This is a genomic window from Solibacillus sp. FSL R7-0682, from assembly GCF_038005985.1.
Taxonomy (GTDB): domain Bacteria; phylum Bacillota; class Bacilli; order Bacillales_A; family Planococcaceae; genus Solibacillus.
Window position 1 is genome coordinate 1,153,203 of record NZ_JBBOUI010000001.1, and the last position, 24,882, is coordinate 1,178,084.

Consider the following 24,882-nt stretch of genomic DNA (forward strand, 5'->3'; position numbering starts at 1 on the left):
CATGATCGAAAAACGAGCATTGAAAACACTAGAATTTGATAAAGTACGTGAACAAGTTTCTGCGTTTTGTACGAATTCAATTGGTAAGCAAGCTATTGACGAATTAGTGCCTGAAACGAATTTTGAAACTGTTGTTGAGTTGTTAGAGGAAATGGATGAAGGCTTAGCTATTTTACGTGTGAAAGGTAATGTGCCAATGGGCGGCATTTTCGATGTTCGTCCCCATGCACGCCGCTCACAAATTGGCGGGATGTTAAGCCCGATGGAGTTAATGGAAATTGCGAGTACGATTCGTGCGAGCCGTATTTTACGTAATTTTATCGAGGATATCGAAGCAGAAAATACAATCGAAATTCCCCATTTTATCGAGCGTAAAGAGCAAATGCCTGTATTAACAGCGCTTCAGCATGAAATTAACGACTGTATTGATGATAATGGTGCGGTATTAGACTCTGCTAGTCCAGCGCTTCGCTCAATTCGCCAATCGTTACGCTCGGAAGAATCAAAGGTGCGTCAAAAATTAGAAAGCTTAACGCGCGGATCAAATGCGTCAAAGATGCTTTCTGATTCCATTATTACGATTCGTAATGACCGTTTCGTTATTCCCGTAAAGCAGGAATACCGTTCGCATTACGGTGGAATTGTGCATGATCAATCGGCATCTGGCCAAACATTATTCATTGAGCCAGAATCAGTTATTCAATCAAATAACGAAGTTCAGCGCTTAAAAGTGAAGGAAAAAGCTGAAATTGACCGTATTTTAGCCGAACTTACAGCAAAGGTTGCAGAGGTAGGGCATGATTTATTTGTACTTGTCCAATTACTTGGTGAAATCGATGTTATTTTAGCAAAAGGGAAATACGGACAAGCCAACAAATGTACAATGCCGAAAATGAATAATGAAGGCTTCACACGTTTAGTACGTGCCCGTCATCCACTATTGCCAATTGAAGAAGCAGTGGCAAATACGATCGAGTTTGGCCGAGATATTACGGCGATTGTTATTACGGGACCGAATACAGGTGGTAAAACGGTAACATTAAAGACGGTAGGACTTTGTACGTTAATGGCACAATGTGGTTTACCAGTACCCGCTTTGGATGGCTCAGAGCTTGCTGTATTTGAAAAAATTTTCGCCGATATTGGCGATGAGCAATCAATTGAACAATCCTTATCAACTTTCTCTTCACATATGGTGAACATTGTAGATATTTTAAGCAAATTTGACGAGCACTCTCTTGTCCTTTTCGATGAGCTTGGAGCAGGGACAGACCCACAAGAAGGTGCTGCTTTAGCTATATCGATTTTAGATGAAGTAGTTGGTAAAGGTGCACGCGTTATGGCAACAACCCACTACCCAGAGTTAAAAGCTTACGGCTATAACCGTCCTTCCGTAGTGAATGCAAGTGTTGAATTTGATATTGAAACATTAAGCCCAACGTACCGACTCTTAATCGGTGTTCCTGGTCGATCAAATGCCTTTGAAATTTCAAAGCGTCTCGGTTTAAATACAGACGTTATTGAACGGGCAAAGTCATTTACAGGTACAGATCGTCATGAGGTTGAGTCGATGATTGCCTCATTAGAAGAAAGTCGATTACGTTCAGAACGTGAAGCAGATGAAGCCCATGCATTACTAGAAGATGCTCAAGGGATTCGTGCTCAGCTAGAGGAGCGTTTACGCACATACGATGAAAAGAAAGAAAGCTTAGAGAAAAAGGCAAAAGAGAAGGCGCGTAAAATTGTGGATGAGGCGAAAAAAGAAGCCGAAAAAATAATTACAGAATTACGTGAGATGAAAGAAAATGCCGCATCAAACGTTAAGGAGCATGAGCTAATTGATGCGAAAAAGCGCTTAGAAGAAGCTGCGCCAATTGAAAATAAAGTATTACAAAAAGCAGTAGCTGCCCGTGAGCGTAAACAAAACCTCCAAGTAGGAGACGAAGTTAAAGTATTAAGCTACGGCCAAAAAGGAACAATTCTTCAAAAAGTAGCTGGCGAAGAATGGGTTGTTCAAATTGGTATTTTGAAAATGAAGCTACCAGAAAGTGATTTAGAATACATTAAGCCTGAAAAAGAAAAAGCTACACGCACAATGATGAATGTAAAAAATCGCAATAGTCATGTGAAATTAGAGCTTGATTTACGAGGAGAACGTTACGAGGATGCGCTTCTTCGTACAGAGAAATATTTAGATGATGCGCTTTTAGCAAATTACCCGCGTGTCTCGATTATCCATGGTAAAGGAACAGGTGCTTTACGCCAAGGGATTCAAAGCTACTTGAAAAATCATAAGCGTGTAAAAACATTCCGCTACGGTGAAGCGGGCGAGGGTGGCTTTGGTGTAACCGTTGTCGAGTTAAAATAACGCTTGCTCCTTATAAAAAAATCGCTAATATTAAAGATAGAAAAGTAACTTAGAGGGAGTTGAATGGATTGCAGCTAAGTTCAAGCTTTTGGCGCCATCCGCTCGTTGAAACAGCTGGCTATTTTAGCGTTGTTGTCCTATGCTTGTTTGTTGCGATGATTCTATTTGAAATCGTTACAAAATATAAAAATTGGGAAGAGATAAAAAATGGAAATGTTGCAGTAGCACTTGCAACAGGCGGAAAAATTATGGGGATTTGTAATATTTTCCGCTATTCAATTGAGCAGCATACATCATTTGTTGAGATGGTAGGCTGGGGATTATTCGGATTTATGTTACTAATTTTTGCCTATTTATTATTTGAATTTTTAACGCCTAAGTTTAATGTGGACGAAGAAATTGCAGCAGACAATCGTTCGGTTGGCTTTATCTCATTCACGATTTCAGTCGGTTTGTCATTCGTAATTGGTGCTAGTATATCCTAGGAGAAAAAAGATGGAAACATTGTCTAAAATTTTAATTGTTGTCTGTTTATTATTCCTAGCAGTAGGAATCTATTATATGTTTACAGTTTAAACTTTCATTAATCCATACAAGAGCAGGTAAGCTAAAGAAACTTAGTTTACTTGCTTTTTGTTTTAAAAAAATGTACTAGATTTCAAATTCATTTAAGAAAATTTTTAACAACAAAACTTTTGTGGAAAAATATATTTTAATAACAATAGAATCAATTTAAAGGGAAATGGAATAGGAATATTATAAAAGTCATAATATTATTTTGAGTAAATAAATGCATAAGCGAGAAAATAACTAAAAATTCGATTAAATAGTTTGAAAGAATTACCTTTTTTAATTATAATGATTAAAAAGTAAGAGCTTTCACAAAGGGGGAATTATTATGAGTGAAAAGGTTTGGTTATCGAGTTATCCGGAAGAAATTCCACATACGTTGGATATTCCGGCAATACCTGTACAGCAATTTTTAACACAGGCATACGAAGAAGTACCAAACAAAATTGGCTTGCATTTTATGGGGAAGGAAATGACATACAAGGAATTGTATGAATCAGCAATGAAGTTTGCTAATTATCTGCGTTCTCTAGGGGTGGAGAAGGGCGATCGAGTAGCAATTATGTTACCAAACTGTCCACAAGCGGTAATTGCATACTATGGTACGATGTATGCAGGCGGTATTGTCGTTCAAACGAACCCACTTTATACAGAACGTGAGCTTCAATATCAAATGGCGGATTCTGGTGCAAAAGTAATCTTAGTCATGGACATTTTGTATCCGCGTACAATGAAAATAATTAAAGAAACGAGTTTAGAAAATGTTATCGTTACGGGAATTAAAGACTATTTACCATTCCCTAAAAATTTAGTGTATCCATTTATTCAAAAGAAGCAGTATGGCTTCAGTGTAAAAGTGGAGCATAGCGGAACAAATCATCTGTTTACTGAAATAATGAAATCTGCTTCTACAAGCCCAATTGAGGTAGACTTTGATTTTGAAGAGGATTTAGCATTATTACAATACACAGGTGGTACGACAGGATTCCCAAAAGGCGTAATGCTAACTCATAAAAACCTCATTTCAAATACAACTATGTGTGATGCATGGATGTATCGTTGTAACAAGCGAGAGGAAACGATTTTAGGTATTTTGCCATTCTTCCACGTATATGGAATGACGACTGTATTAATTTTATCAGTGATGCAACAGGGGAAAATGGTGTTATTACCGAAATTTGATGCTGAGCAAGCATTGAAAACAATCGACAAACAAAAGCCGACATTATTCCCAGGGGCACCAACTATGTATATCGGATTATTAAATCATCCAGACCTTTCTAAATATGACCTCTCTTCAATAAAAGCATGCTTAAGTGGCTCAGCACCACTTCCATTAGAAGTTCAAGAAAGCTTTGAAAAAATTTCTGGTGGCCGTGTCGTAGAAGGCTATGGTTTAACTGAAACGTCTCCAGTAACGCATGCAAACCCAATTTGGGAAAATCGTATCAATGGTTCAATTGGTTTACCATGGCCAAATACAGATTCTGTAATTTTACGGTCAGGTGAAGCCGAAATTTTACCTCCGGGTGAAATTGGGGAAATTGCAATTAAAGGTCCGCAAGTAATGAAAGGCTACTGGAACCGTCCTGAAGACACAGCAATGACTTTCAATGATGGCTGGTTCTTAACAGGAGACTTAGGCTATATGGATGAAAAAGGTTATTTCTATGTAGTTGATCGTAAAAAGGATATGATTATTGCAGGTGGCTTTAATATTTATCCACGTGAAGTAGAAGAAATTTTATACGAGCATGAAGCCGTTCAGGAATGTGTTGTAGCTGGTATTCCAGATCCATATCGTGGGGAGACGGTGAAGGCATACATTGTTCTTAAAGAAGGTAAATCAGTAACTGAAAAAGAGTTAAATGAATTTTGCCGTAAAAATTTAGCTGCATATAAAGTGCCGCGCTTCTATGAGTTCCGTAATGAGCTACCAAAAACAGCTGTAGGAAAGATTTTACGTCGAACACTTGTTGACGAAGAGAAGCAAAAGATTGCAGAGCAACCAGCGGCAAAATAATATGGTAGTAAACTATTGACAGAATGTTTTACAAATTATAATATGAAAATATGAATGAATGGTCATTCATGTTTTCATATTTTTTTGGTGGTGAACAGCTTGAAACGAAATAAACCCAAGTATATGCAAATAGTAGATGCTGCAGTCATTGCAATAGCAGAAAATGGCTATCATCAAGCCCAAGTTTCTAAAATTGCCAAACAGGCTGGAGTAGCTGATGGGACAATCTATTTATATTTTAAAAACAAAGAAGATATTTTAATTTCCGTATTCCAGGAAAAAATGGGTATTTTCGTAGAGAATTTACAGGATATAATTAAAAGTGGAGAAACTTCTTCCGAAAAGCTCAGTCGAATGATTGAAAATCATTTCCAAGTTTTATCGAGTGATCGCCATTTAGCTACAGTAACTCAATTGGAGTTAAGACAGTCGAATAAAGAAATTAGATTGAAGATTAATACTATTTTAAAAGAGTACTTAGTATTACTCGATCAAATTTTAATCGAAGGTATGTTAAATGGAGAGTTTAATCAAGCAATGGATGTTCGTATTGCTCGTCAAATGGTCTTTGGAACAATCGATGAAATTACGACAACATGGGTAATGAATGAATATCGATATGACTTAATGGAACAAGCTCCAAAAGTTAAACAATTAATATTAAATGCAATTAAAGCATAAAAAGGGGATGTGGGGAAATGGAGTTTCTTAGTTGGACAGTAGAAGAAGGCGTAGCAATCGCTACGATTTCGAGACCACCAGCAAATGCGTTATCACAAGGTTTAATTCAGGATGTCAATGCATTGTTAGACGCGGTTGAGCAAGATGAATCGGTTCGCGTAATCGTTATTCATGGAGAAGGCCGTTTCTTCTCAGCAGGCGCTGATATTAAAGAGTTTACTAGTGTAGCATCAGGTGAAGAGTTTGCAGGGCTAGCGAAAAACGGTCAAGTTGTTTTCGAACGATTAGAAACGTATTCTAAGCCAATTATTGCAGCAATTCACGGAGCGGCCCTAGGTGGTGGATTAGAGCTTGCGATGGGATGTCATATACGTTTCGTTACTGAAACAGCAAAGCTCGGCTTACCAGAGTTATCGTTAGGAATTATTCCTGGTTTTGCAGGGACTCAGCGTTTACCACGTTATGTAGGTGTTGCAAAAGCAGCGGAAATGATGTTCACAAGTGATCCGATTTCAGGGGTGGAAGCGGTTCAGTGGGGATTAGCAAACAAAGCGTTCACAGATGAAGAGCTATTACCGAAAACGCTTGAAATCGCGAAGAAAATTGCGAAGAAGTCTCCGATCGCATTAAAAGCAGCAATTCAAATGCTGAATTATTCTAAGACACCATCATTTTATGAAGGTGTAGAAGCAGAGGCAGCGAGCTTTGGTGAAGTATTTGTATCAGGCGATGCAAAAGAAGGTATCCAAGCATTTATTGAAAAACGTGAACCAATTTTTACAGGTAAATAATATATCGCTATTTACCTGTAAATGAGGAATAAATTAAAAGCTTTTAGGAGGTCTAGATAATGAATATTTTTGTATTAGTAAAACGTACTTTTGACACAGAAGAAAAAATCGTTGTAGCAAACGGTAAAATTCAAGAAGATGGTGCAGAGTTTATCATCAATCCATATGATGAGTACGCAATTGAGGAAGCGATTCAAAAGCGTGATGCATTAGGCGGTAAAGTAACAGTTGTAACAATCGGTGGCGAAGATGCAGAAAAGCAATTACGTACAGCATTAGCAATGGGCGCTGATGAAGCAGTTTTAATTAATACAGAAGATGATTTAGATGAATTAGATCAATATTCAGCAGCTTATATTTTAGCTGAATATTTAAAAGACAAAGAAGCAGATTTAATTTTAGCAGGTAACGTTGCAATTGATGGTGGTTCTGGTCAAGTAGGTCCTCGTTTAGCGGATTTACTAGGCATCAACTACGTAACAACAATTACAAGCCTTGAAATTGACGGAACGAATGTGAAAATCGTTCGTGATATCGAAGGTGATTCTGAAATTTTAGAAACATCTTTACCATTACTAGTAACAGCACAACAAGGGTTAAACGAACCACGTTACCCATCTTTACCAGGGATCATGAAGGCGAAAAAGAAACCACTTGAAGAGCTTGAGTTAGATGATTTAGACATTGATGAAGATGATGTTGAAGTAAAAGTAGAAACTGTAGAAATTTACTTACCACCACAAAAAGCAGCTGGACGTATTTTAGAAGGTGACCTTTCTGCACAGGTAAAAGAATTAGTTAACTTATTGCACAACGAAGCAAAAGTAGTTTAATTTGAAAAATTCTACTCATTGAAAATGTTTAATTTTACGAAGATGGTAATGGAGGGATAATTCATGTCAAAGAAAGTTTTAGTGTTAGGTGAGGTTCGAGAAGGGAGCTTACGTAACGTTTCATTCGAAGCAATCGCAGCAGGTACTCAAGTTGCTGACGGTGGTGAAGTAGTTGGTTTATTAGTAGGGGATTCAGTAGCGGGGTTAGCACCTGAATTAGTAGCCTACGGTGCAAGCCGTGTGATTACGGTAGAGCATCCACATTTAAAAACATATACTTCTGACGGCTTTAGCCAAGCGATTTTAGCAGTTATTGAACAAGAAAAGCCAGAAGCAATCGTATTTGGTCACACTTCATTAGGGAAAGATCTATCGCCAAAAGTAGCATCTCGTTTACAAGCAGGCTTAGTATCTGACGTTACTGAAATTGAAGGCGCTGGAGATGACACAGTATTTATTCGTCCAATCTACTCTGGTAAAGCATTTGAAAAAGTAAAAGTTAAAGAGGGTATTATTTTCGCAACAATTCGTCCAAACAATATTGCACCACTTGCTAAAGATGCAAGTCGTTCAGGTGATGTTTCAACTGTGACGGTGGACATTACAAACTTACGTACAATTATTAAAGAGGTTGTTCGTAAATCTACTGAAGGTGTCGATCTTTCAGAAGCGAAAGTTGTAGTTGCGGGCGGTCGTGGCGTAAAGTCTGAAGAGGGCTTTGAGCCATTAAAAGAGTTAGCTAACTTACTAGGCGGTGCTGTTGGTGCCTCACGTGGTGCATGTGATGCAGAATACTGCGATTACTCACTTCAAATTGGCCAAACAGGTAAAGTTGTAACGCCTGACTTATATATCGCAGCAGGTATTTCTGGAGCAATCCAACATCTAGCTGGTATGTCAAACTCAAAAGTAATCGTAGCAATTAATAAAGATCCAGAAGCGAACATCTTTAAAGTAGCAGATTACGGTATTGTTGGTGACTTATTCGAAGTTGTGCCAATGTTAATTGAAGAATTCAAAGCGTTAAAAGTAAACGCTTAATCCATTCTTGACCTCCTTGAACGATTTCGAGGAGGTTTTTTATCTGGATGAAACTATCCATTTTGTAAGCATATTATTATTTTTAAATTGGCAAATCATGCTATACTACTAACAGATGTTATATAAGGAGGCTGTTTCAATATGGCAATTGTACACGGTACAGATCAAACATTCGCACAAGAAATTTCAAATGGTGTAGCTTTAGTAGACTTCTGGGCAGCATGGTGTGGCCCATGTAAAATGATCGCTCCAGTTCTTGAAGAGTTAGATGCAGAAATCGGTAACGACGTTAAAATCGTAAAGGTTGATGTAGATAACAACCAAGCAACTGCTGCAGAATATCAAATTATGTCTATCCCATCATTATTATTATTCGTAGATGGTGAGTTAAAAGCAAAAACTGCTGGCTTCATGCCAAAAGAAGCGTTAATCGATTTCATTAACGACAACAAATAATTTTTAAGAACGGAAGCCGTATATCTAATAAGATGTACGGCTTTTTTCTATGCTTAAAATAAGATAAACTAAAATGGAATGTCAGAATAAAAGGTGATTTAATGAATGCAATCATTAAGGCGAAATTAGAAATACTGCCAAATGAGCCTGGCTGTTATATTATGAAGGATCGCCAAGGGACAATTATTTACGTTGGCAAGGCCAAAATATTGAAAAACCGTGTGCGCTCTTATTTTACAGGCAGTCATGATGGGAAAACAGCTCGTTTAGTCAGTGAAATTGAAGACTTTGAATACATCATCACTTCAAGTAATATTGAAGCACTTATTTTAGAATTGAACTTAATTAAGCTACATGATCCAAAATATAATATTAAACTAACAGATGATAAAACTTATCCGTACATTAAAATTACGAATGAACGTTACCCTCGTATTATTACAACGAGAAAAGTAAAAAAGGATAAGGCGAAATATTTTGGTCCGTATCCAAATGCTTATGCAGCCAATGAAACACGAAAGCTATTGGACCGTCTTTATCCTTTACGGAAATGTGTTCAATTACCTCAACAAGTTTGCCTTTACTATCATTTAGGGCAATGCTTAGCACCATGCGTGAAGGACATTGAACAGAAAGTCTATGATGAGATGATTGAAAGTATTTCAAAGTTTTTAAACGGTGGCGTAGATGAAATAAAACAGGATTTAGAGCAAAAAATGTTAGATGCCGCAGAAAAATTAGAATTTGAACGAGCGAAGGAGTTTCGTGATTTAATCACACATATAGACAGCATTATGCAAAAGCAAAAAATAGTAACTGATGATTTAAGCAATCGAGATGTTTTTGGTTTTGCAGTTGAAAAAGGGTGGATGTGTGTACAAGTCTTCTTTGTTCGACAAGGAAAGCTCATCGAACGAGATGTTTCGATATTCCCGATTTATAACGAACCAGAGGAAGAGTTTTTAACATTTGTCGGTCGTTTTTACGATGAACCGAATCATATTTTGCCGAAAGAAATTTTTATTCCTTCGAATGTGGATGAATCTTTATTAGAAAAACTACTGAACTGTAAAGTAATCATCCCAAAAAGGGGACAGAAAAAAGAGCTTGTCGATTTAGCAACGAAAAATGCGTCGATTGCTGTTAGTGAAAAGTTCCAATTAATTGAGCGACAGGAAGAACGAACAATTGGAGCTTGCGAAGCACTAGGAGAAGCGATGAATATTTCAATCCCGTTACGCATTGAGGCATTTGATAATAGTCATATGCACGGGACAGACCCGGTTTCTGCGATGGTCGTTTTTATTGATGGGAAGCCTGCGAAAAAGGAATACCGAAAATATAAAACGAAGCAAGCAGCAAAACACGATGATTACGGTGCAATGCAAGAAGTGATACGTCGTCGGTATACGCGTGTGCTACGTGAAAATTTACCTTTGCCTGATTTAATTATTATTGATGGAGGGAAAGGACAAATGGAAGTGGCTCGAGAAGTGATTGAAGATGAGCTTGGATTAATGATTCCAATTGCGGGTTTAGCAAAGGATGATAAGCACAATACTTCACAATTATTATTCGGTGACCCAATTGAACCAATTCCACTAAAACGTACGAGTGATGGCTTTTATTTGTTGCAGCGTATTCAAGATGAGGTGCACCGCTTTGCCATTACATTTTTACGCCAACAACGACAAGCCAATGCCATCGTATCCGTACTTGATCAAATTGAAGGCGTCGGACCTAAGAGAAAGCAGCAGCTGATGAAGCACTTTGGATCTGTGAAAAAAATTCGTGAGGCTTCTGTTGAACAATTAGTGGAGTCGGGAGCGCCAAATAAGCTCGCCCAGGCAATATATAGTCATTTTCATGATGTATCATTGAATAATGACTAATGCTATGATAAAATAATTATTAATTCTATATTTTCTAACGATAGAGGTGCAGTATTCAAAAGTACATTGCTCGAGGAAGAACAAATCCATTGACAGCAATCGAAAGGGGATCCTGCCGAAGTGAAAAACGTATTGTTCACGTATTTTGCTGGTTTTACATTTAAGAGATGTAAGACTGTCAGAGCGTATGTTCTGGAGAGCTATCCCGAAAACATTTAACGTATGTTTATTATTTGTATTGACGGCGACTTTCCATGAACGTGGAAGGTCGTTTTTTTGTTTTAAAAAGACACTTCACGTTGCATATAAGAAAAATAGAAATGAACTTATGTCTCGTAACTAAAGGAGTGTATGTGATGCAAACTATTGTTGCAAAATTTGGTGGGCCAGCAATTGCTACCCCAGAAAAAATTCAACAAGTCGCAAAAAAAGTCATAAATGAGCAAGCAAAAGGCATAAACTTAGTAGTTGTCGTTTCTTCGATGGCGTCTGTTCGTAGAGAATTACGTCAATTCGCTCAAGAAATTACAGATCAACCTTCAAAGCGTGAAATGGATGTGTTAGTTGCCACTGGGGCTCAAATGACGAGTTCCCTACTAGCGATGGCAATTCAGGAGCAAGGTGGTAAAGCTGTATCTTTAACAGGATGGCAAGCAGGAATTTATACAAATTCGACACATCAAAATGCGCGTGTGGATACTGTAGACACAGCAAGATTAAAAAAACATCTCGCGTTAGGAGAAATTGTTGTTGTAGCAGGTTTCCAAGGAATTACTGAAGATGAATGTATCTCAACATTGGGCAAGGGTGGTTCGGAAACATCCGCAGTAGTTATAGGTGTTGCAATTGGTGCAGAGCGAATCGATATATATTCAAACGTCGATGGGATATACACAGCAGATCCGATGATTGTTCAACAGGCAAGCAAATTAAAAGAGCTCTCGTATGATGAAATGCTTGAATTAGCAAACTTAGGTGCACATATTCTACATCCACGAGCAGTGGAATTAGCAAAAAAATACTTTATGCCAATTGTCGTTCGATCAAATCAATCGGATGTAGAAGGTACATTGATTAAAGGGGATATAGAGATGGAAAAAAATTTAATCGTACGTGGCGTTGCGTACGAATCGGATATTATACGTTTAACAATTGGATATGACTCGTATGAAACCGCATCATTATCAGAAGTATTTAGTATTTTAGCTGAGCATGATATCAATGTCGATATCATCGTTCAAGCAGTGATCGATAATGTAAAACCGACCATTTCATTTACAATTTCTAAAGATGAGTTTGCGGAAAGCTTAAGAGTGTTAGAATCAAGTAAGCTATCATTAGGATTTAGCTTTGCTGATTTTGAAGTAGGGCTTGCAAAAGTGTCGATCGTTGGTTCTGGTATGGCGTCAAATCCTGGTGTTGCAGCGCGAATGTTTGCACGCCTCGGTAAGGAGCATATTCCTGTAAAGATGGTAAGTACTTCTGAAATTAAAGTTTCTGTCGTCGTGCCACAAGACGAAATGATACGTGCAGCAAATGTACTGCATGATGAGTTTAATTTAGCAGTGAAAGTTATGAATCAATAATCGAAAAAGGACCTATAAGCATAAGCTTACAGGTCTTTTTTTATCGTTAAATTTTCTCTTTTGAGTCCCATTTTACAGTAAATTTAATCGTATTCTTCTTAACATGCTTTTCTTCATAGCATTCTGTTAAATAGCCGAGTTGTTTTTGCTTTTGTTCTGCTAAAAATCCTGCCTCTAATCGGAAACAACGATGCTCAACATTTAGCGAGGATTCTTCATCAACAGTGGTCAGTATGTAATGCGCCTCATCCTTCGTCTCTTTTTCGAGGATTAATTGCCCCCAACCAGCCTCTTCGAAAAATGAAGCTGCTTCATCCATTGAATATAACGGGAATTTACGTGCTAATTCTTTACCTGCCCAATATAAAACATCTTCTTCATGCTTGCCGAGAATCGAATGAAGAAGATGATCACGGATAATTTCATATCCAAAACTTGGAATCGTTTTCATTTTAAGTCCTTCCATAGTAAAATACCTCTTTCATAAATTTTCTTATAATATAGATTCATTGTAAAAGAATCGAGATATAAGTAGAAAAAAACAAACTCAAAACAGTAAAAACCCGTTTTTAAAATGATTATAAAATATACGGAGTTGCCTTGACGCTAGTAACTGTTGAGAGTACAATGGACATGTCATAATATTGTACCATGATGAAATGTGCAGTCAATAAAACATCTTCTACAAAATAGTGACGATGTGATTGCAAATTTCAAGTACTAAGGGGGGTAACAGTTTTGTCGAAAGATCGTGAATTTTTATGGCGCCGCTTACACTCGTTACTAGGTGTAATCCCAGTCGGGTTATTCTTGGCGTTCCACTTATCTTTGAACTTCACTGCTGTTGGTGGTGAAGAGGTTTACAATAATGCAACAGGTGTTATGGAATTAGTTCCTCACTCATTATTGTTAGCTATGGAATGGATTATTATTTATATTCCACTTATGTTCCACGCATTTTATGGAGTGTACATTGCATTTACTGCTACACACAACACGAAACGCTTCAGCACATTCCGTAACTGGATGTTCGCATTACAACGTTTTACAGGTATTTTCCTAGTAATCTTCGTTGCTTGGCACATTTTCCAAACACGTATCCAAAAAGCTTTAGGTGCAGAAGTTAATTTCGAAATGATGGCTGAAATCGTTGATAACCCAGCGATGTTAGTATTCTATATCGTTGGTATCTTATCTGCAACATTCCACTTAGCAAACGGCTTATGGTCATTCTGCGTAAGTTGGGGTATTACTCAATCAAAAAAATCTCAGCATATCTTTACTTATATTTCAATGATCGTATTTGCAATCTTAAGTATTGTTGGTGTTGCAGCAATTCTTTCATTCGTATAATTGACCTTACTTAATCACTATACATAGTGAGGAAAATGTTTTGAATGAATTGTGAGTAAAAGTAATTAGTTAAATGAGGAGTGAGAAATAATCATGGCAAAAAGTAAAGTTATCGTCGTTGGTGGCGGTCTTGCTGGCTTAATGGCTACGATTAAAGCAGCTGAAGTTGGTACTGCAGTTGAATTATTCTCGTTAGTTCCTGTAAAACGTTCACACTCTGTATGTGCACAAGGCGGAATTAATGGAGCAGTAAATACAAAAGGTGAAGGGGATTCTCCATGGATCCACTTTGACGATACAGTATACGGTGGGGACTTCTTAGCGAACCAACCACCAGTAAAGGGTATGTGTGATGCAGCCCCTGGCATTATCCACTTAATGGACCGTATGGGTGTAATGTTCAACCGTACGCCAGAAGGTTTACTTGACTTCCGTCGTTTCGGTGGTACGTTAATGCACCGTACAGCATTCTCTGGTGCAACGACTGGTCAACAATTACTATACGCACTAGATGAGCAAGTTCGTGCACACGAAGTAGCTGGTTTAGTAACAAAATATGAGCACTGGGAATTCCTTGGTGCGGTAATTGACGATGAAGGCGTTTGCCGTGGTATCGTTGCACAAGATTTAAAAACTGAAGAAATTAAATCATTCCGTTCTGACGCTGTAATTATGGCAACAGGTGGTCCTGGTATTATCTTCGGTAAAACAACAAACTCTGTAATCAACACTGGTTCTGCAGCATCGATCGTTTATCAACAAGGTGCATCATACTCAAACGGTGAAATGATTCAAATTCACCCAACAGCGATTCCTGGTGACGACAAAAACCGTCTAATGTCAGAATCTGCACGTGGTGAAGGTGGTCGTATTTGGACTTACAAAGACGGTAAGCCTTGGTACTTCTTAGAAGAAAAATACCCAGCTTATGGTAACTTAGTACCACGTGATATCGCAACACGTGAAATCTTCGACGTATGTGTAAACCAAAAACTTGGTATCAACGGCGAAAACATGGTGTACCTAGATCTTTCACACAAAGATCCACACGAATTAGATATCAAATTAGGTGGTATCATCGAAATCTACGAAAAATTCGTAGGGGATGACCCACGTAAATTACCTATGAAAATCTTCCCAGCAGTTCACTATTCAATGGGTGGATTATGGGTTGACTATGACCAAATGACTGAAATCCCTGGTTTATTCGCTGCTGGAGAATGTGACTTCTCACAACACGGTGCTAACCGTTTAGGTGCGAACTCATTATTATCAGCGATTTACGGTGGTATGGTTGCAGGTCCAAATGCTGTTAAGTACATTAATGGCCTTAAAAAGCATGCTGAAGATTTACCAGAAGAAATCTTCACTCGTCGCGTACAAGAAGAAACAGAAAAATGGGAAGCTATCCTTAACATGGATGGTACAGAAAACGCTTACTTACTTCACAAAGAACTTGGTGAGTGGATGACTGACAACATGACTGTAGTACGTGTAAACTCTAAATTAGAAGAAACATATGCAAAATTAACTGAGTTACAGGAGCGTTGGGAAAACATCAACATCAATGACACACAAAAATGGTCAAACCAAGGTGCTCACTTCACTCGTCAGTTAAAAAATATGTTATACCTTGCTAAAGTTATGACGAAGGGTGCATTATTACGTAACGAATCTCGTGGTGCTCACTACAAACCAGAATTCCCAGAACGTGATGATGAGAACTTCTTAAAAACAACTATGGCGAAGTTCGATCCAGCAACGGGCGAACCAATTATCACTTATCAAGAAGTAGACGTTTCGTTAATTCCACCACGTAAACGCGACTACTCAGCGTAAGAAGGGGGAACTAAATAATGGAAACAGTAAATACTGGTAGAACAGTTCAGTTAGAAATCCTTCGACAAGATACAGAGAACGGAGCTACTCGTGTTGAGAAGTTCGAAGTTCCTTACCGTCCTGGTATGAACGTTATCTCTGCATTAATGTATATTCAAAAATATCCGGTAACTGCAGATGGTAAAACGACAACTCCTGTTACTTGGGATATGAACTGTTTAGAAGAAGTATGTGGTGCATGTTCAATGGTAATCAATGGCCGCCCACAACAATCTTGTTCTGCATTAGTTGATAAATTAACTCAACCAATCCGTCTAGAGCCAATGAAAACTTTCCCAGTTGTACGTGACTTACAGGTTGACCGCAGCCGTATGTTCAACGCACTTAAGAAAGTTAAAGCATGGGTTCCAATCGATGGTACGTATGATTTAGGTGAAGGTCCACGTATGCCTGAGCGCAAACGTCAATGGGCTTATGAATTATCTAAATGTATGACTTGTGGTGTATGTATGGAAGCATGTCCAAACGTGTCTGAAAAAGCTTCATTCATCGGTCCAGCTCCATTATCACAAGTTCGTTTATTCAACACTCACCCAACAGGTGCAATGAATAAAGACGAGCGTTTAGAAGCAATCATGGGGGACGGCGGTCTTGCTAACTGTGGTAACTCACAAAACTGTGTAGCTGCTTGTCCAAAAGGTATTCCTTTAACAACATCTATCGCTTCACTTAACCGTGCAGCAACAGTTCAAATGTTCAAGAACTTCTTCGGTTCTGATCACATGGTTGACTAATTAATAGATAAAAGGCTCTCACTTTAAGTGAGGGTCTTTTTTGTGCTCAATTAAATTAGCTGATCATTCACGTATGTAAAAGAAAATAGTTGTTAAAGTATAGGTCGACGTATATGGAATAAAATGTATTATCTTAATAAAGAATTCATGCTATAATGAACGAGTATTCATTATCGGGGGATGATGAGATTTCAATCAAAGGGGGATTTATAATGAGAGCAACATATATTCAAGATGTGACAGAATGGATGGCAGGATTTAGCTTTTCGACAAAGGTTCAAGTACGTTTTTCAGAAACAGACATGTATGGACATGTTAATAATACAAAGGTATTCGCCTACTTTGAGTACGCGCGAATTGAATATTTTAAAGCATTAGGCTTTGATTTTGCATCTCAATCAGGAGAAAAAAATATGCTTGTAGTAGCGGATATTCAATGTGATTACTTAAAGGAAGTATTTTTTGATGAAATGCTGACGATTTATGTAAAAACAGCCTCATTAGGAACGTCTTCTATGGATCTGCATTATTTGGTGAAAAATGAAAAAGAGGAAGTATGCTACACTGGACGTGGTACTTTAGTTCAATTGAACTATGAGACAGGAAAAGGTGTCCCACTTTTAGAAGAACAAAAAAAATTATTGCTTGGGAAATAGTTAAATGCCCTCACCAGCTTTGTATTACGAACATACTGTACAAAGAAGAGGATAGGAGGGTGTTGCAAAAATGAATCGACCGCAGCATCGTTCGCTGTTAACAAAAAGAGAACGAGAAATTTTTGAACTTTTAATTGAAGACTATTCAACTCGAGAAATATCGAAAAAACTTGGAATTAGCGAGAAAACCGTACGTAATCATATTTCTAATACGATTCAAAAGTTAGGCGTTTCAAGTCGAACGCAGGCACTTATTGAATTATTACGACTACAAGAATTGTCAATAAACTGAATGCATACTTGCTATTTTACGCAAAAAACATCAAAATAGAACTATGAAACGTTTCGAGGAGTGAATGGAGTAGATGAAAGATCAAAGCAAACATAGCTCTGAGTCTGTAGCAATCTTAGAAAAAGAGTTAAGATATATTTCACACTTAATTAAGCAAAAGGGTCGCGAAATTTTAAGTAATTATACTATTACACCTCCGCAGTTTGTAGCACTTCAGTGGTTACACGAATCAGGAGATATGACAATTGGTGATTTATCCACGAAAATGTATTTAGCATTCAGTACGACAACTGATTTAGTTGATCGTATGGAAAAGAATGAGTTGGTACAACGTGTTCGGGATGAAAATGACCGACGTGTTGTACGAATTCATCTTTTACCTGAAGGCGAGCGTATAATTCAAGAGGTAATCATAAAGCGTCGGGAATACTTACGCGATATTACGGAAGAATTTGACGTAGAAGAGTTCGAACAATTATCGAAGAACTTACAAAAACTACATTTATTAATGAAATAGGATAGAGGCGGTACTAGTGAATGCCCCAATTGGTGTAATCGATTCTGGAGTTGGCGGGTTAACAGTTGCAAAAGCCATTATGGAGCTTTTGCCGAACGAAACTATATATTATATTGGTGATACAGCGCGTTGTCCTTATGGGCCACGTTCTAAACAGGAAGTAAGAAATTTTACTTGGCAAATGGCAAAGTCACTGGAAAAAATGAATATTAAAATGCTTGTGATTGCTTGTAATACGGCAACTGCGGTAGCATTAGAAAGCTTACAAAAACATATGCCCTTCCCGGTGTTGGGTGTTATTAATGCTGGTGCAAGGGCAGCCATTAAAAAGACAAAACGAAATGAAGTTGTTGTTCTAGCTACAGAAGGGACGATTAAAAGTGGTGCTTACGAGCAAGCGTTATTATCGCTTACTACGAAAACCCATGTCATCCCACTTGCTTGTCCTACATTCGTGCCGCTTGTAGAAAGTGGAGAATACGAAGGGCAGTTTTCATACGACTTAGTAGCGAAAGGGTTAAAGCCTTTAGAGGATGAGCGTTTTGATACAGTCATTTTAGGCTGTACGCATTATCCAATTTTACAAAAGCAAATTGAGGCTGCAGTGGGACCAAATGTAAATGTTTTATCATCTGCAGAGGAAACAGCAAAAGATGTTGAAGCGATTTTACGTTATAATGGTAAATTGCGTACGGAACAAGAGCCACCAAAGCACGTGTTTTATGCTTCAGGCTCTGTTCCGATTTTTCGTTCCATTGCGGAGCGTTGGTTAGATCGTGGCGAATTAGACATTCGTCGAATTTCATTTCCTAAATAACGAAATAGCATATGACTCAAATAGATGTGTAGTCTATTTGAGTCTTTTCTTTGTTAGTCGTGTATTTGCACTTTAGACGTGAAAAAAAGTATGTTAAGATAAGTGCGCGAACAAATTGAGGAGGTCACCTATGACTAGACATGACTTACGAGCTGTGAATGAATTACGTCCAGTTCAAATTGAAAATAATTATTTAATGCATCCCGAAGGTTCTGTATTAATTACAGTTGGTAATACAAAAGTAATTTGCACAGCAACGATTGAAGATAGAGTACCGGGCTTTTTACGTGGACAAGGAAAGGGCTGGATAACAGCGGAGTATTCGATGCTTCCACGTGCCACAGAGCAACGCACACGCCGTGAATCATCTGCGGGGAAGGTGACAGGGCGCACAATGGAAATACAACGCCTAATTGGACGAGCATTGCGTGCAGTTGTGGATTTAGAAGCACTTGGTGAAAAAACAGTATGGATTGACTGTGATGTCATCCAAGCTGACGGTGGCACACGTACAGCGTCCATTACAGGGGCGTTTGTTGCGATGACTCAAGCTATTGCAAAACTTGCAGAAGACAAGTCATTTGAGAAATTCCCCGTAACAGATTATTTAGCGGCAACAAGTGTAGGAAAGCTAGCTGAAATTGGTGCAGTATTAGACTTAAATTATATTGAAGACTCTGCAGCAGAAGTCGATATGAATGTGATCATGACTGGTTCAGGACAATTTGTTGAGTTACAAGGAACAGGTGAAGAGGCTACTTTCTCTCGTGCGGAGCTAAATGAACTATTAGATTTAGGCGAAGCAGGGATTTCTCAGTTAATCGACATCCAAAAACAAGCACTTGGCGAGCTTGCAAACTTCATCGGAAAGGTAGAGGCATAATGAAACAAGTAGTAATTGCAACAAAAAATAAAGGCAAAGCAAAAGACTTTGAAGCACTATTCTCACCATTTGGCTATGAGGTCGTAACGATGTTTGAGGTGGCGCCAGATTTAGAAATCGAAGAAACTGGTACAACATTTGAAGAAAATGCAATTTTAAAAGCAGAAACATTAGCGAACTTGCTTGGTAAAATTGTAATTGCTGACGATAGTGGTTTAGCGATTGATGCACTAAATGGCGAACCAGGGGTATATTCAGCTCGCTACGCAGGCGATCATGATGACGAGGCCAATATGGTTAAGGTGCTTGAAAATATGAAGGACGTACCGGAGAAAGAACGTACAGCACGCTTTTGCTGCGCATTAGCGATTGCAGGACCAAATATGGAGACAAAAACAGTGTTTGGTACGTGTGAGGGAGTTATTGCTCATGAAAAGCGCGGAACAAACGGCTTTGGCTATGACCCAATTTTCTACGTGCCAGCACTAGAAAAGCATATGGCGGAGTTAAGTGCGGAAGAAAAAGGTGCGATTTCACATCGAGGCAATGCCATTCGTGAATTAGCATACCAGTTAGCGGAAATTTTAAAATAATTTTGATACGTCATCTTACGTTGGTACAGCGTAAGGTGATTTTTTATAGAAGGGTTTACCTATTTTGCTGTTTCAATTGCGTTGAATTTTTCGGTAAAAAATGTCACACTAATAATACGTTATTTTAAAAATGAGGTGATGGCATGAAACTATTAGTAATGAGTGATACACATGGAGATATAGAGGTTATTGAACGTGTGAAAAGCTTTCATCCAGATGCAGTGAAGATGATTCATTGTGGGGATAGTGAATTACCCTATTTTCATTCAGCGATGGAAAACTTAGAACGGGTAAAGGGCAATTGCGATCACGATCCAAACTATTTAGAAGAAATATTATTCCAAGTGAATGGCGAGCGCATATATGTAACTCACGGTCATTTATATGATGTGAAAAATTCACCGATGAAGCTGGTTTACCGAGCAAAAGAAGTGGGAGCGAATATTGTATGCTTTGGTCATTCTCATGAACTTGGCGCGGAATACATTGACGGGATTTTCTTTGTGAACCCTGGTAGTTTATTAAAGCCACGCAGTATTAAAGAAAAATCATTTGTAACGATTACAATCTCCAACACACATTTTACGTTAGATTGTTATGACGATAATAATAATTTAATCGAACAAATGTTTATTGAACGATAAAGTGTAGGAAAGCTGCTTCTTATTGGTAGGTAGGATATTCTATCTGGCACGGTAAGAGAGTATAATATTTTTATAGGGTATAAGGAATGCACCAGTTTTGCAGAGGGTGTCGAATGTTGGTTTTTGTAGAACAATGGCAGGCATGCGAATAAGCTTTTTATTTTCTTTCAATAATAATATTTGTAGAAAATGCTGTTGACTTTCAAGTTCTTGTAGCCTATAATAAAAATTGTCTTTCTTACCAATTGGTTAGAAAAACATGTCTCAGTAGCTCAGCAGGATAGAGCAACGGCCTTCTAAGCCGTCGGTCGGGGGTTCGAATCCCTCCTGGGACGTAATACGAGTAATTATGGTCAACATAATACAATAAAGAAAAACGCTTGAAACCTTGATATTAAAGGGTTTTGAGCGTTTTTTCTTTTGGGGTGGAAATATATGAAAAGCATTAAATAACATATAAAATTAAAATGAAGTGTACAAGAAGTGTACAAAGTGGACAAAAAATTAAGATGTGAACATGTTGATTGCAATCTCTTCATCACGTTCTTCCATCTCTTTTAATACATGATCATAATACTCCATTCAACTTATCCTGAACATATTCATTTACATAGAAAGGCATTTGTGATGAATGCTTTTCTATCAATGCAGTTATGCGTTGTTGTTCTTTTGTTAATGCCATTGTATTTCACAACCTTTACTATTATTTATTCCTATTGTGAGTGAGGAATATTGAATTTGATTTTAGTTGTATTATAACCTAATTCTAATTGTTCGCATAACATACAGGAGCTGATTGTATGCTGAGTAGATGTAAATAAACCGATCGGTAAGGGAAGTAAAGTATTTACTTTAAAATCGTTACCGAAATTCCAGGTTTATTCTAGTAAATTCACGAATATAACTCTTGCATTTTATTTACATTTAAAGTAAAAAAAGAGTAGGAGAGGAATGTACCTAATAAAGAGTGACAGTTGTTACTCAGATTACGGAGGATACAATACTATGAAAAAAATTAGGGCTATTTTTATTGGTGATGTTAGATTTGATGAATGTCCAGTTTTCGAATTAAATATAGAATCTAACTATTTTGAAATGATAATTGATAAAGAAATAAGATACAAAAAAGAAGTTGTAATAAAAGATGATGACTTCATAATTTTTAATGTAGAAGACGATATAGCGACAGTAATTAAAAAACAAGAAATAGAATAAGAAATCCTAAAAGAGTAGTTAAACTACTCTTTTTTAATTTAATTTACTTTATTTTACATAAAAGTAAATTAAATGTTGAAAATTAACTTTAATTCTAATATGCTATAACTATAAAATTAAAAGGAGTTGAAGTTTATGAAAAAGGTTATAAGTTCTTTAATGATTTTCTCTTTGTTCTTAGTTACGGTATCAAGTACAAGTCTAAATGTTAAGGCTAGTACGGTCGAAAAAGGTCATTACATAAATGATGATAATTTGACTGAAGAGTTGATTTTAGTAGATGAAACAGAGATTGAATACAATACAACTGTAGCACCTATTATTGCTTATTTATTGAGAAAAGCTGTAGTGGATGCTGTAAAAGATTTTGGGAAACAGGCAGTTATAGATGCTGTCATGAAAGAATTGGATTTACCAAAAGTAATTAGCGGTAAAAATCTTGTAAAAAAACTTAAAAAAGTTGGTTTTGAAGAAGTTAGACAAAATGGAAGCCATATTATTATGAAAGGTCCTAATGGTAAAACTTTCCCTGTACCTGACCATAAGGAAATAGCAAAGGGAACTTACTCAGACATAAAAAAACAAATCAAAGATGCTATAATACCTGACTGGCTATAAATAATATCTGACATATTAATAAGTTATTAAGGATGGCTCGCACGCCATCCTTTTCTATTGTCTGCAAACATCTTGCTAGTACCCGGAAAATTAGTAGAAAGCGCGTTATTTTATTGCAAACAATTTCATATACCACATAGAAAACCCTAAAATCGTGTAAACAGTTTTTCTCTACACAACTCAAACGTACCCATATGATCGGTATTCAAGCACTTCAAAATGTGGTATACGACTAGTTTGTTTACCTTTTAATTGTTCGCAAATACCTAATTCAGCTGAGTTGTTTGTAATATTAGCGAGGTCAGTATAACCAATTAAATTCCCTTCAATATCTATTCCCATACGAATAAAATTATTAGCAGTATTATTTACACATTTATGCCACCAAGAATAAACCTCATCGGGCTCACGATTCAGCTCCCATTGATTAGCTAGACAAAAATTTTCATGTCTGCTCCATTCTAAAACTGTTTCATAATCAGAAATAGATAGGGGTCTAATTTTCAGAAAATATGTATCTTTATTATTATTCATTACAATCACCTCTATTTAATTATCGTACCCAACCCCTCGTTTGGTATTATGAAAGGTTTTCGAACGGACGTAAGTGCATGCAATCCCATCCCATTCTGTTAAACTTAATATTACTATAAATTTTGTGAGAATTTGAACAGTACCACAAGCTTCGACTCTTTCAAATCCACTTCAAATACTTAGAGAGATATTCTTTTCTTCATATACCCCTGTACGGTTGCGTCCTGCTTTCTTTGCTGAGTATAAAGCTTGGTCTGCTTTGTTGAGTAACTGATGAAGTGTTTCTGCTGTTTCATAATTAGCTTCAGCTATGCCTAAACTAACCGTCACATTTAAAGAAGCCTTTTCAGTAACACAAACCTGTGACTCCATAGATGTACATAAGTCTTTTGCTAATGCTAAAGCGTCAATTTGATTGTAACCATTTAAAGCAATAACAAACTCTTCTCCACCAGACCTAGCAAACAGTGCCGTATCTGGGAGCTGTGTTTTACACCGATTAACGACATGAACAATAATTTCATCGCCTATATGATGACCATAAGTATCATTTACTTTTTTAAAATGATCAATGTCTAATAGGATGATCGTAAATGGAGTTGAATTCGTTGTAGCAGTAATAAAATCCTGTTCGCATTGTTGGAAAAATGCTCGTCGATTATTAATTTGAGTAAGCTCATCGTAATAAGCCTGACGCTCAAGCTGTAACTGTAATTCCTTCAGCTTCGTAATATCAGCAAAAATAATAATATACCCCTTACTATTTTTAAGATTTCGTAATGGTGAAATACTTATTTGATAAATCTTTCTATCTTCAGCTTCCCCGATTGTTAGTTCCTTCGTATTAAGTAAACTTTCAAAGTCATATGGGAAACTTTTATTTGTAAGCAGTTCCCACATATTTAAAAAGTTTAAGCCAAGCATTGTTTTATTCAGCTGTGGAAATATATTTTGAAATGCTTTGTTATATTCTATTAATTGCTTAGAATCATCAAGTACTACTACACCATCATTTATACTATTAAAAATAGTATCTTTATCAATTGGCATCATTGTAAATAATCTAGATGATTTAATTGACCATAAATATAATGCGGAAGTAATCCAAAGTACCATTGGGACAGGGTCAACGCCTCGAGGTGTTACATCTATTAAATATAAAAATGCCGTTATAATTGGAATGAGCTGCCCAAGGATTATTGTAATTGATTGGGGACGATATACTTTATTTGTTTCTTTCCAGCGCGAGCAAGCGAAAAGAAATGCCGCAAACATATAGGAGAAGCAAAAGGTTCCATGAACGAGATACCAAAAACCTTCCTCCTGATAAATAAATGGAACACCTAAAAATGGATCCACTTTAAACACACGATAATGTAAATGATGCCAATCATTTGTCGAAACCATTAAAACAGTTATAGTTGGAATCAACAGTACTAGCACTGCCATAATTTTTGAAAGATAAAAACCGTAATATTTTAAAACGAATAATAAACCTAAAGCTGGTGAAACTGCTATACCGATATATTGAACACTTGTCCAAAATTTAATTTCTTCTATACTTGTCGCAAGTAATCCAACTGCACTAGAAAAACAATAAATAGTTATAGTTGCCACATACGCAAGAAAATAATACACAATATTTGAATATGTATGTCGCTTATAAAATGCATAAATACATAAAAATAGATTGAGTACACCCGCTGCACACATAATCGATATATATGCGGTTATTTGAGCATTCACAAAAAAACCTCATTTCAATAGGATAGATATTTTAATGCAATTATATTTATAACAAATAATAAAATTCATTTCTATTTAATCCTTACCGTCTATTTTAAGGGGATTTGCTATCGTCCTTTGAAATTAAAGATAATATTAGT

At 37.0% G+C, this 24,882-nt stretch carries 25 protein-coding genes, 1 tRNA gene and 1 riboswitch; of the genes, 23 read left to right on the plus strand and 3 right to left on the minus strand.

Features of this window, described 5'->3' with window-relative positions; all coding sequences use genetic code 11:
• Position 1 precedes the first annotated feature (1 nt).
• The 10 genes from MKZ17_RS05890 to MKZ17_RS05935 all read left to right on the plus strand — a co-directional run bounded on the left by MKZ17_RS05890 (position 2) and on the right by MKZ17_RS05935 (position 12,241).
• Positions 2–2,368: an endonuclease MutS2 gene (locus tag MKZ17_RS05890; RefSeq protein WP_340722829.1), complete on the plus strand. Its 2,367-nt coding sequence runs from the start codon at positions 2–4 to the stop codon at positions 2,366–2,368.
• Between the two features lie 68 nt (positions 2,369–2,436).
• Positions 2,437–2,853 (plus strand): DUF350 domain-containing protein, encoded by a 417-nt coding sequence (locus MKZ17_RS05895; RefSeq protein WP_340722830.1) that lies wholly within the window; start codon positions 2,437–2,439, stop codon positions 2,851–2,853.
• A gap of 413 nt (positions 2,854–3,266) precedes the next feature.
• Positions 3,267–4,961, plus strand: coding sequence for a long-chain-fatty-acid--CoA ligase (locus MKZ17_RS05900; protein ID WP_340722831.1), 1,695 nt, complete (start codon positions 3,267–3,269; stop codon positions 4,959–4,961).
• Between the two features lie 99 nt (positions 4,962–5,060).
• Positions 5,061–5,642, plus strand: coding sequence for a TetR/AcrR family transcriptional regulator (locus tag MKZ17_RS05905; protein ID WP_340722832.1), 582 nt, complete (start codon positions 5,061–5,063; stop codon positions 5,640–5,642).
• 17 nt (positions 5,643–5,659) lie between these two features.
• Positions 5,660–6,433 carry an enoyl-CoA hydratase gene (locus tag MKZ17_RS05910; protein ID WP_340722833.1) on the plus strand — a complete coding sequence of 258 codons (774 nt, stop codon included), beginning with the start codon at positions 5,660–5,662 and terminating at the stop codon, positions 6,431–6,433.
• 59 nt (positions 6,434–6,492) lie between these two features.
• Positions 6,493–7,266 (plus strand): electron transfer flavoprotein subunit beta/FixA family protein, encoded by a 774-nt coding sequence (locus MKZ17_RS05915; RefSeq protein ID WP_340722834.1) that lies wholly within the window; start codon positions 6,493–6,495, stop codon positions 7,264–7,266.
• 63 nt (positions 7,267–7,329) lie between these two features.
• Positions 7,330–8,307, plus strand: coding sequence for an electron transfer flavoprotein subunit alpha/FixB family protein (locus MKZ17_RS05920; protein WP_340722835.1), 978 nt, complete (start codon positions 7,330–7,332; stop codon positions 8,305–8,307).
• Between the two features lie 141 nt (positions 8,308–8,448).
• The gene (gene trxA, locus MKZ17_RS05925) at positions 8,449–8,763 is read left to right on the plus strand and encodes a thioredoxin (RefSeq protein WP_340722836.1); all 315 of its coding nucleotides are present in this window, start codon (positions 8,449–8,451) and stop codon (positions 8,761–8,763) included.
• Positions 8,764–8,864: 101 nt separating this feature from the next.
• The gene (uvrC, locus tag MKZ17_RS05930; RefSeq protein WP_340722837.1) at positions 8,865–10,655 is read left to right on the plus strand and encodes an excinuclease ABC subunit UvrC; all 1,791 of its coding nucleotides are present in this window, start codon (positions 8,865–8,867) and stop codon (positions 10,653–10,655) included.
• Positions 10,656–10,688: 33 nt separating this feature from the next.
• Positions 10,689–10,866: riboswitch (Lysine riboswitch) on the plus strand.
• A 145-nt stretch (positions 10,867–11,011) separates the two neighbouring features.
• Positions 11,012–12,241 (plus strand): aspartate kinase, encoded by a 1,230-nt coding sequence (locus tag MKZ17_RS05935; RefSeq protein WP_340722838.1) that lies wholly within the window; start codon positions 11,012–11,014, stop codon positions 12,239–12,241.
• A 46-nt stretch (positions 12,242–12,287) separates the two neighbouring features.
• Here the strand turns inward: MKZ17_RS05935 and MKZ17_RS05940 are convergent, their stop codons facing one another.
• Positions 12,288–12,707: a YslB family protein gene (locus tag MKZ17_RS05940; RefSeq protein WP_340722839.1), complete on the minus strand. Its 420-nt coding sequence runs from the start codon at positions 12,705–12,707 to the stop codon at positions 12,288–12,290.
• 272 nt (positions 12,708–12,979) lie between these two features.
• Between MKZ17_RS05940 and MKZ17_RS05945 the strand changes: the two genes are divergently transcribed.
• The 13 genes from MKZ17_RS05945 to MKZ17_RS06005 all read left to right on the plus strand — a co-directional run bounded on the left by MKZ17_RS05945 (position 12,980) and on the right by MKZ17_RS06005 (position 22,462).
• A complete protein-coding gene (locus MKZ17_RS05945; RefSeq protein ID WP_340722840.1) occupies positions 12,980–13,594 on the plus strand; it encodes a succinate dehydrogenase cytochrome b558 subunit in 615 nt (204 codons plus the stop codon).
• Between the two features lie 93 nt (positions 13,595–13,687).
• Positions 13,688–15,433 (plus strand): succinate dehydrogenase flavoprotein subunit, encoded by a 1,746-nt coding sequence (sdhA, locus tag MKZ17_RS05950; RefSeq protein ID WP_340722841.1) that lies wholly within the window; start codon positions 13,688–13,690, stop codon positions 15,431–15,433.
• A 17-nt stretch (positions 15,434–15,450) separates the two neighbouring features.
• Positions 15,451–16,227, plus strand: coding sequence for a succinate dehydrogenase iron-sulfur subunit (gene sdhB / locus MKZ17_RS05955; protein WP_340722842.1), 777 nt, complete (start codon positions 15,451–15,453; stop codon positions 16,225–16,227).
• A gap of 212 nt (positions 16,228–16,439) precedes the next feature.
• Positions 16,440–16,883 (plus strand): acyl-CoA thioesterase, encoded by a 444-nt coding sequence (locus MKZ17_RS05960; RefSeq protein WP_340722843.1) that lies wholly within the window; start codon positions 16,440–16,442, stop codon positions 16,881–16,883.
• Positions 16,884–16,953: 70 nt separating this feature from the next.
• Positions 16,954–17,175: a helix-turn-helix domain-containing protein gene (locus MKZ17_RS05965; RefSeq protein WP_340722844.1), complete on the plus strand. Its 222-nt coding sequence runs from the start codon at positions 16,954–16,956 to the stop codon at positions 17,173–17,175.
• A gap of 73 nt (positions 17,176–17,248) precedes the next feature.
• On the plus strand, positions 17,249–17,692 hold the full coding sequence (locus tag MKZ17_RS05970; protein ID WP_340722845.1) for a MarR family winged helix-turn-helix transcriptional regulator: 444 nt from the start codon (positions 17,249–17,251) through the stop codon (positions 17,690–17,692).
• A 16-nt stretch (positions 17,693–17,708) separates the two neighbouring features.
• Positions 17,709–18,509, plus strand: coding sequence for a glutamate racemase (racE, locus tag MKZ17_RS05975; protein WP_340722846.1), 801 nt, complete (start codon positions 17,709–17,711; stop codon positions 18,507–18,509).
• Between the two features lie 130 nt (positions 18,510–18,639).
• On the plus strand, positions 18,640–19,392 hold the full coding sequence (gene rph / locus MKZ17_RS05980; protein WP_340722847.1) for a ribonuclease PH: 753 nt from the start codon (positions 18,640–18,642) through the stop codon (positions 19,390–19,392).
• Positions 19,392–19,985: an XTP/dITP diphosphatase gene (locus MKZ17_RS05985; RefSeq protein ID WP_340722848.1), complete on the plus strand. Its 594-nt coding sequence runs from the start codon at positions 19,392–19,394 to the stop codon at positions 19,983–19,985. The genes rph and MKZ17_RS05985 overlap by 1 nt, the downstream gene beginning before the upstream one ends.
• Positions 19,986–20,128: 143 nt before the next feature.
• Positions 20,129–20,629 (plus strand): metallophosphoesterase family protein, encoded by a 501-nt coding sequence (locus MKZ17_RS05990; protein WP_340722849.1) that lies wholly within the window; start codon positions 20,129–20,131, stop codon positions 20,627–20,629.
• A 261-nt stretch (positions 20,630–20,890) separates the two neighbouring features.
• Positions 20,891–20,964: transfer RNA gene (locus tag MKZ17_RS05995), tRNA-Arg, on the plus strand.
• Between the two features lie 670 nt (positions 20,965–21,634).
• Entirely contained in the window at positions 21,635–21,844 is a 210-nt protein-coding gene (locus MKZ17_RS06000; protein WP_340722850.1) for a hypothetical protein, read from the plus strand.
• Between the two features lie 135 nt (positions 21,845–21,979).
• Positions 21,980–22,462 (plus strand): type II toxin-antitoxin system HicA family toxin, encoded by a 483-nt coding sequence (locus MKZ17_RS06005; protein ID WP_340722851.1) that lies wholly within the window; start codon positions 21,980–21,982, stop codon positions 22,460–22,462.
• Positions 22,463–22,642: 180 nt separating this feature from the next.
• Here MKZ17_RS06005 and MKZ17_RS06010 read toward each other — a convergent pair whose 3' ends face one another.
• Together MKZ17_RS06010 and MKZ17_RS06015 are read right to left on the minus strand one after the other, a co-directional pair.
• Positions 22,643–22,996: a hypothetical protein gene (locus tag MKZ17_RS06010; protein WP_340722852.1), complete on the minus strand. Its 354-nt coding sequence runs from the start codon at positions 22,994–22,996 to the stop codon at positions 22,643–22,645.
• Positions 22,997–23,167: 171 nt separating this feature from the next.
• Complete coding sequence (locus MKZ17_RS06015; protein WP_340722853.1) at positions 23,168–24,742, minus strand: histidine kinase N-terminal 7TM domain-containing diguanylate cyclase; 1,575 nt, start codon at positions 24,740–24,742, stop codon at positions 23,168–23,170.
• Between the last annotated feature and the right edge of the window lie 140 nt (positions 24,743–24,882).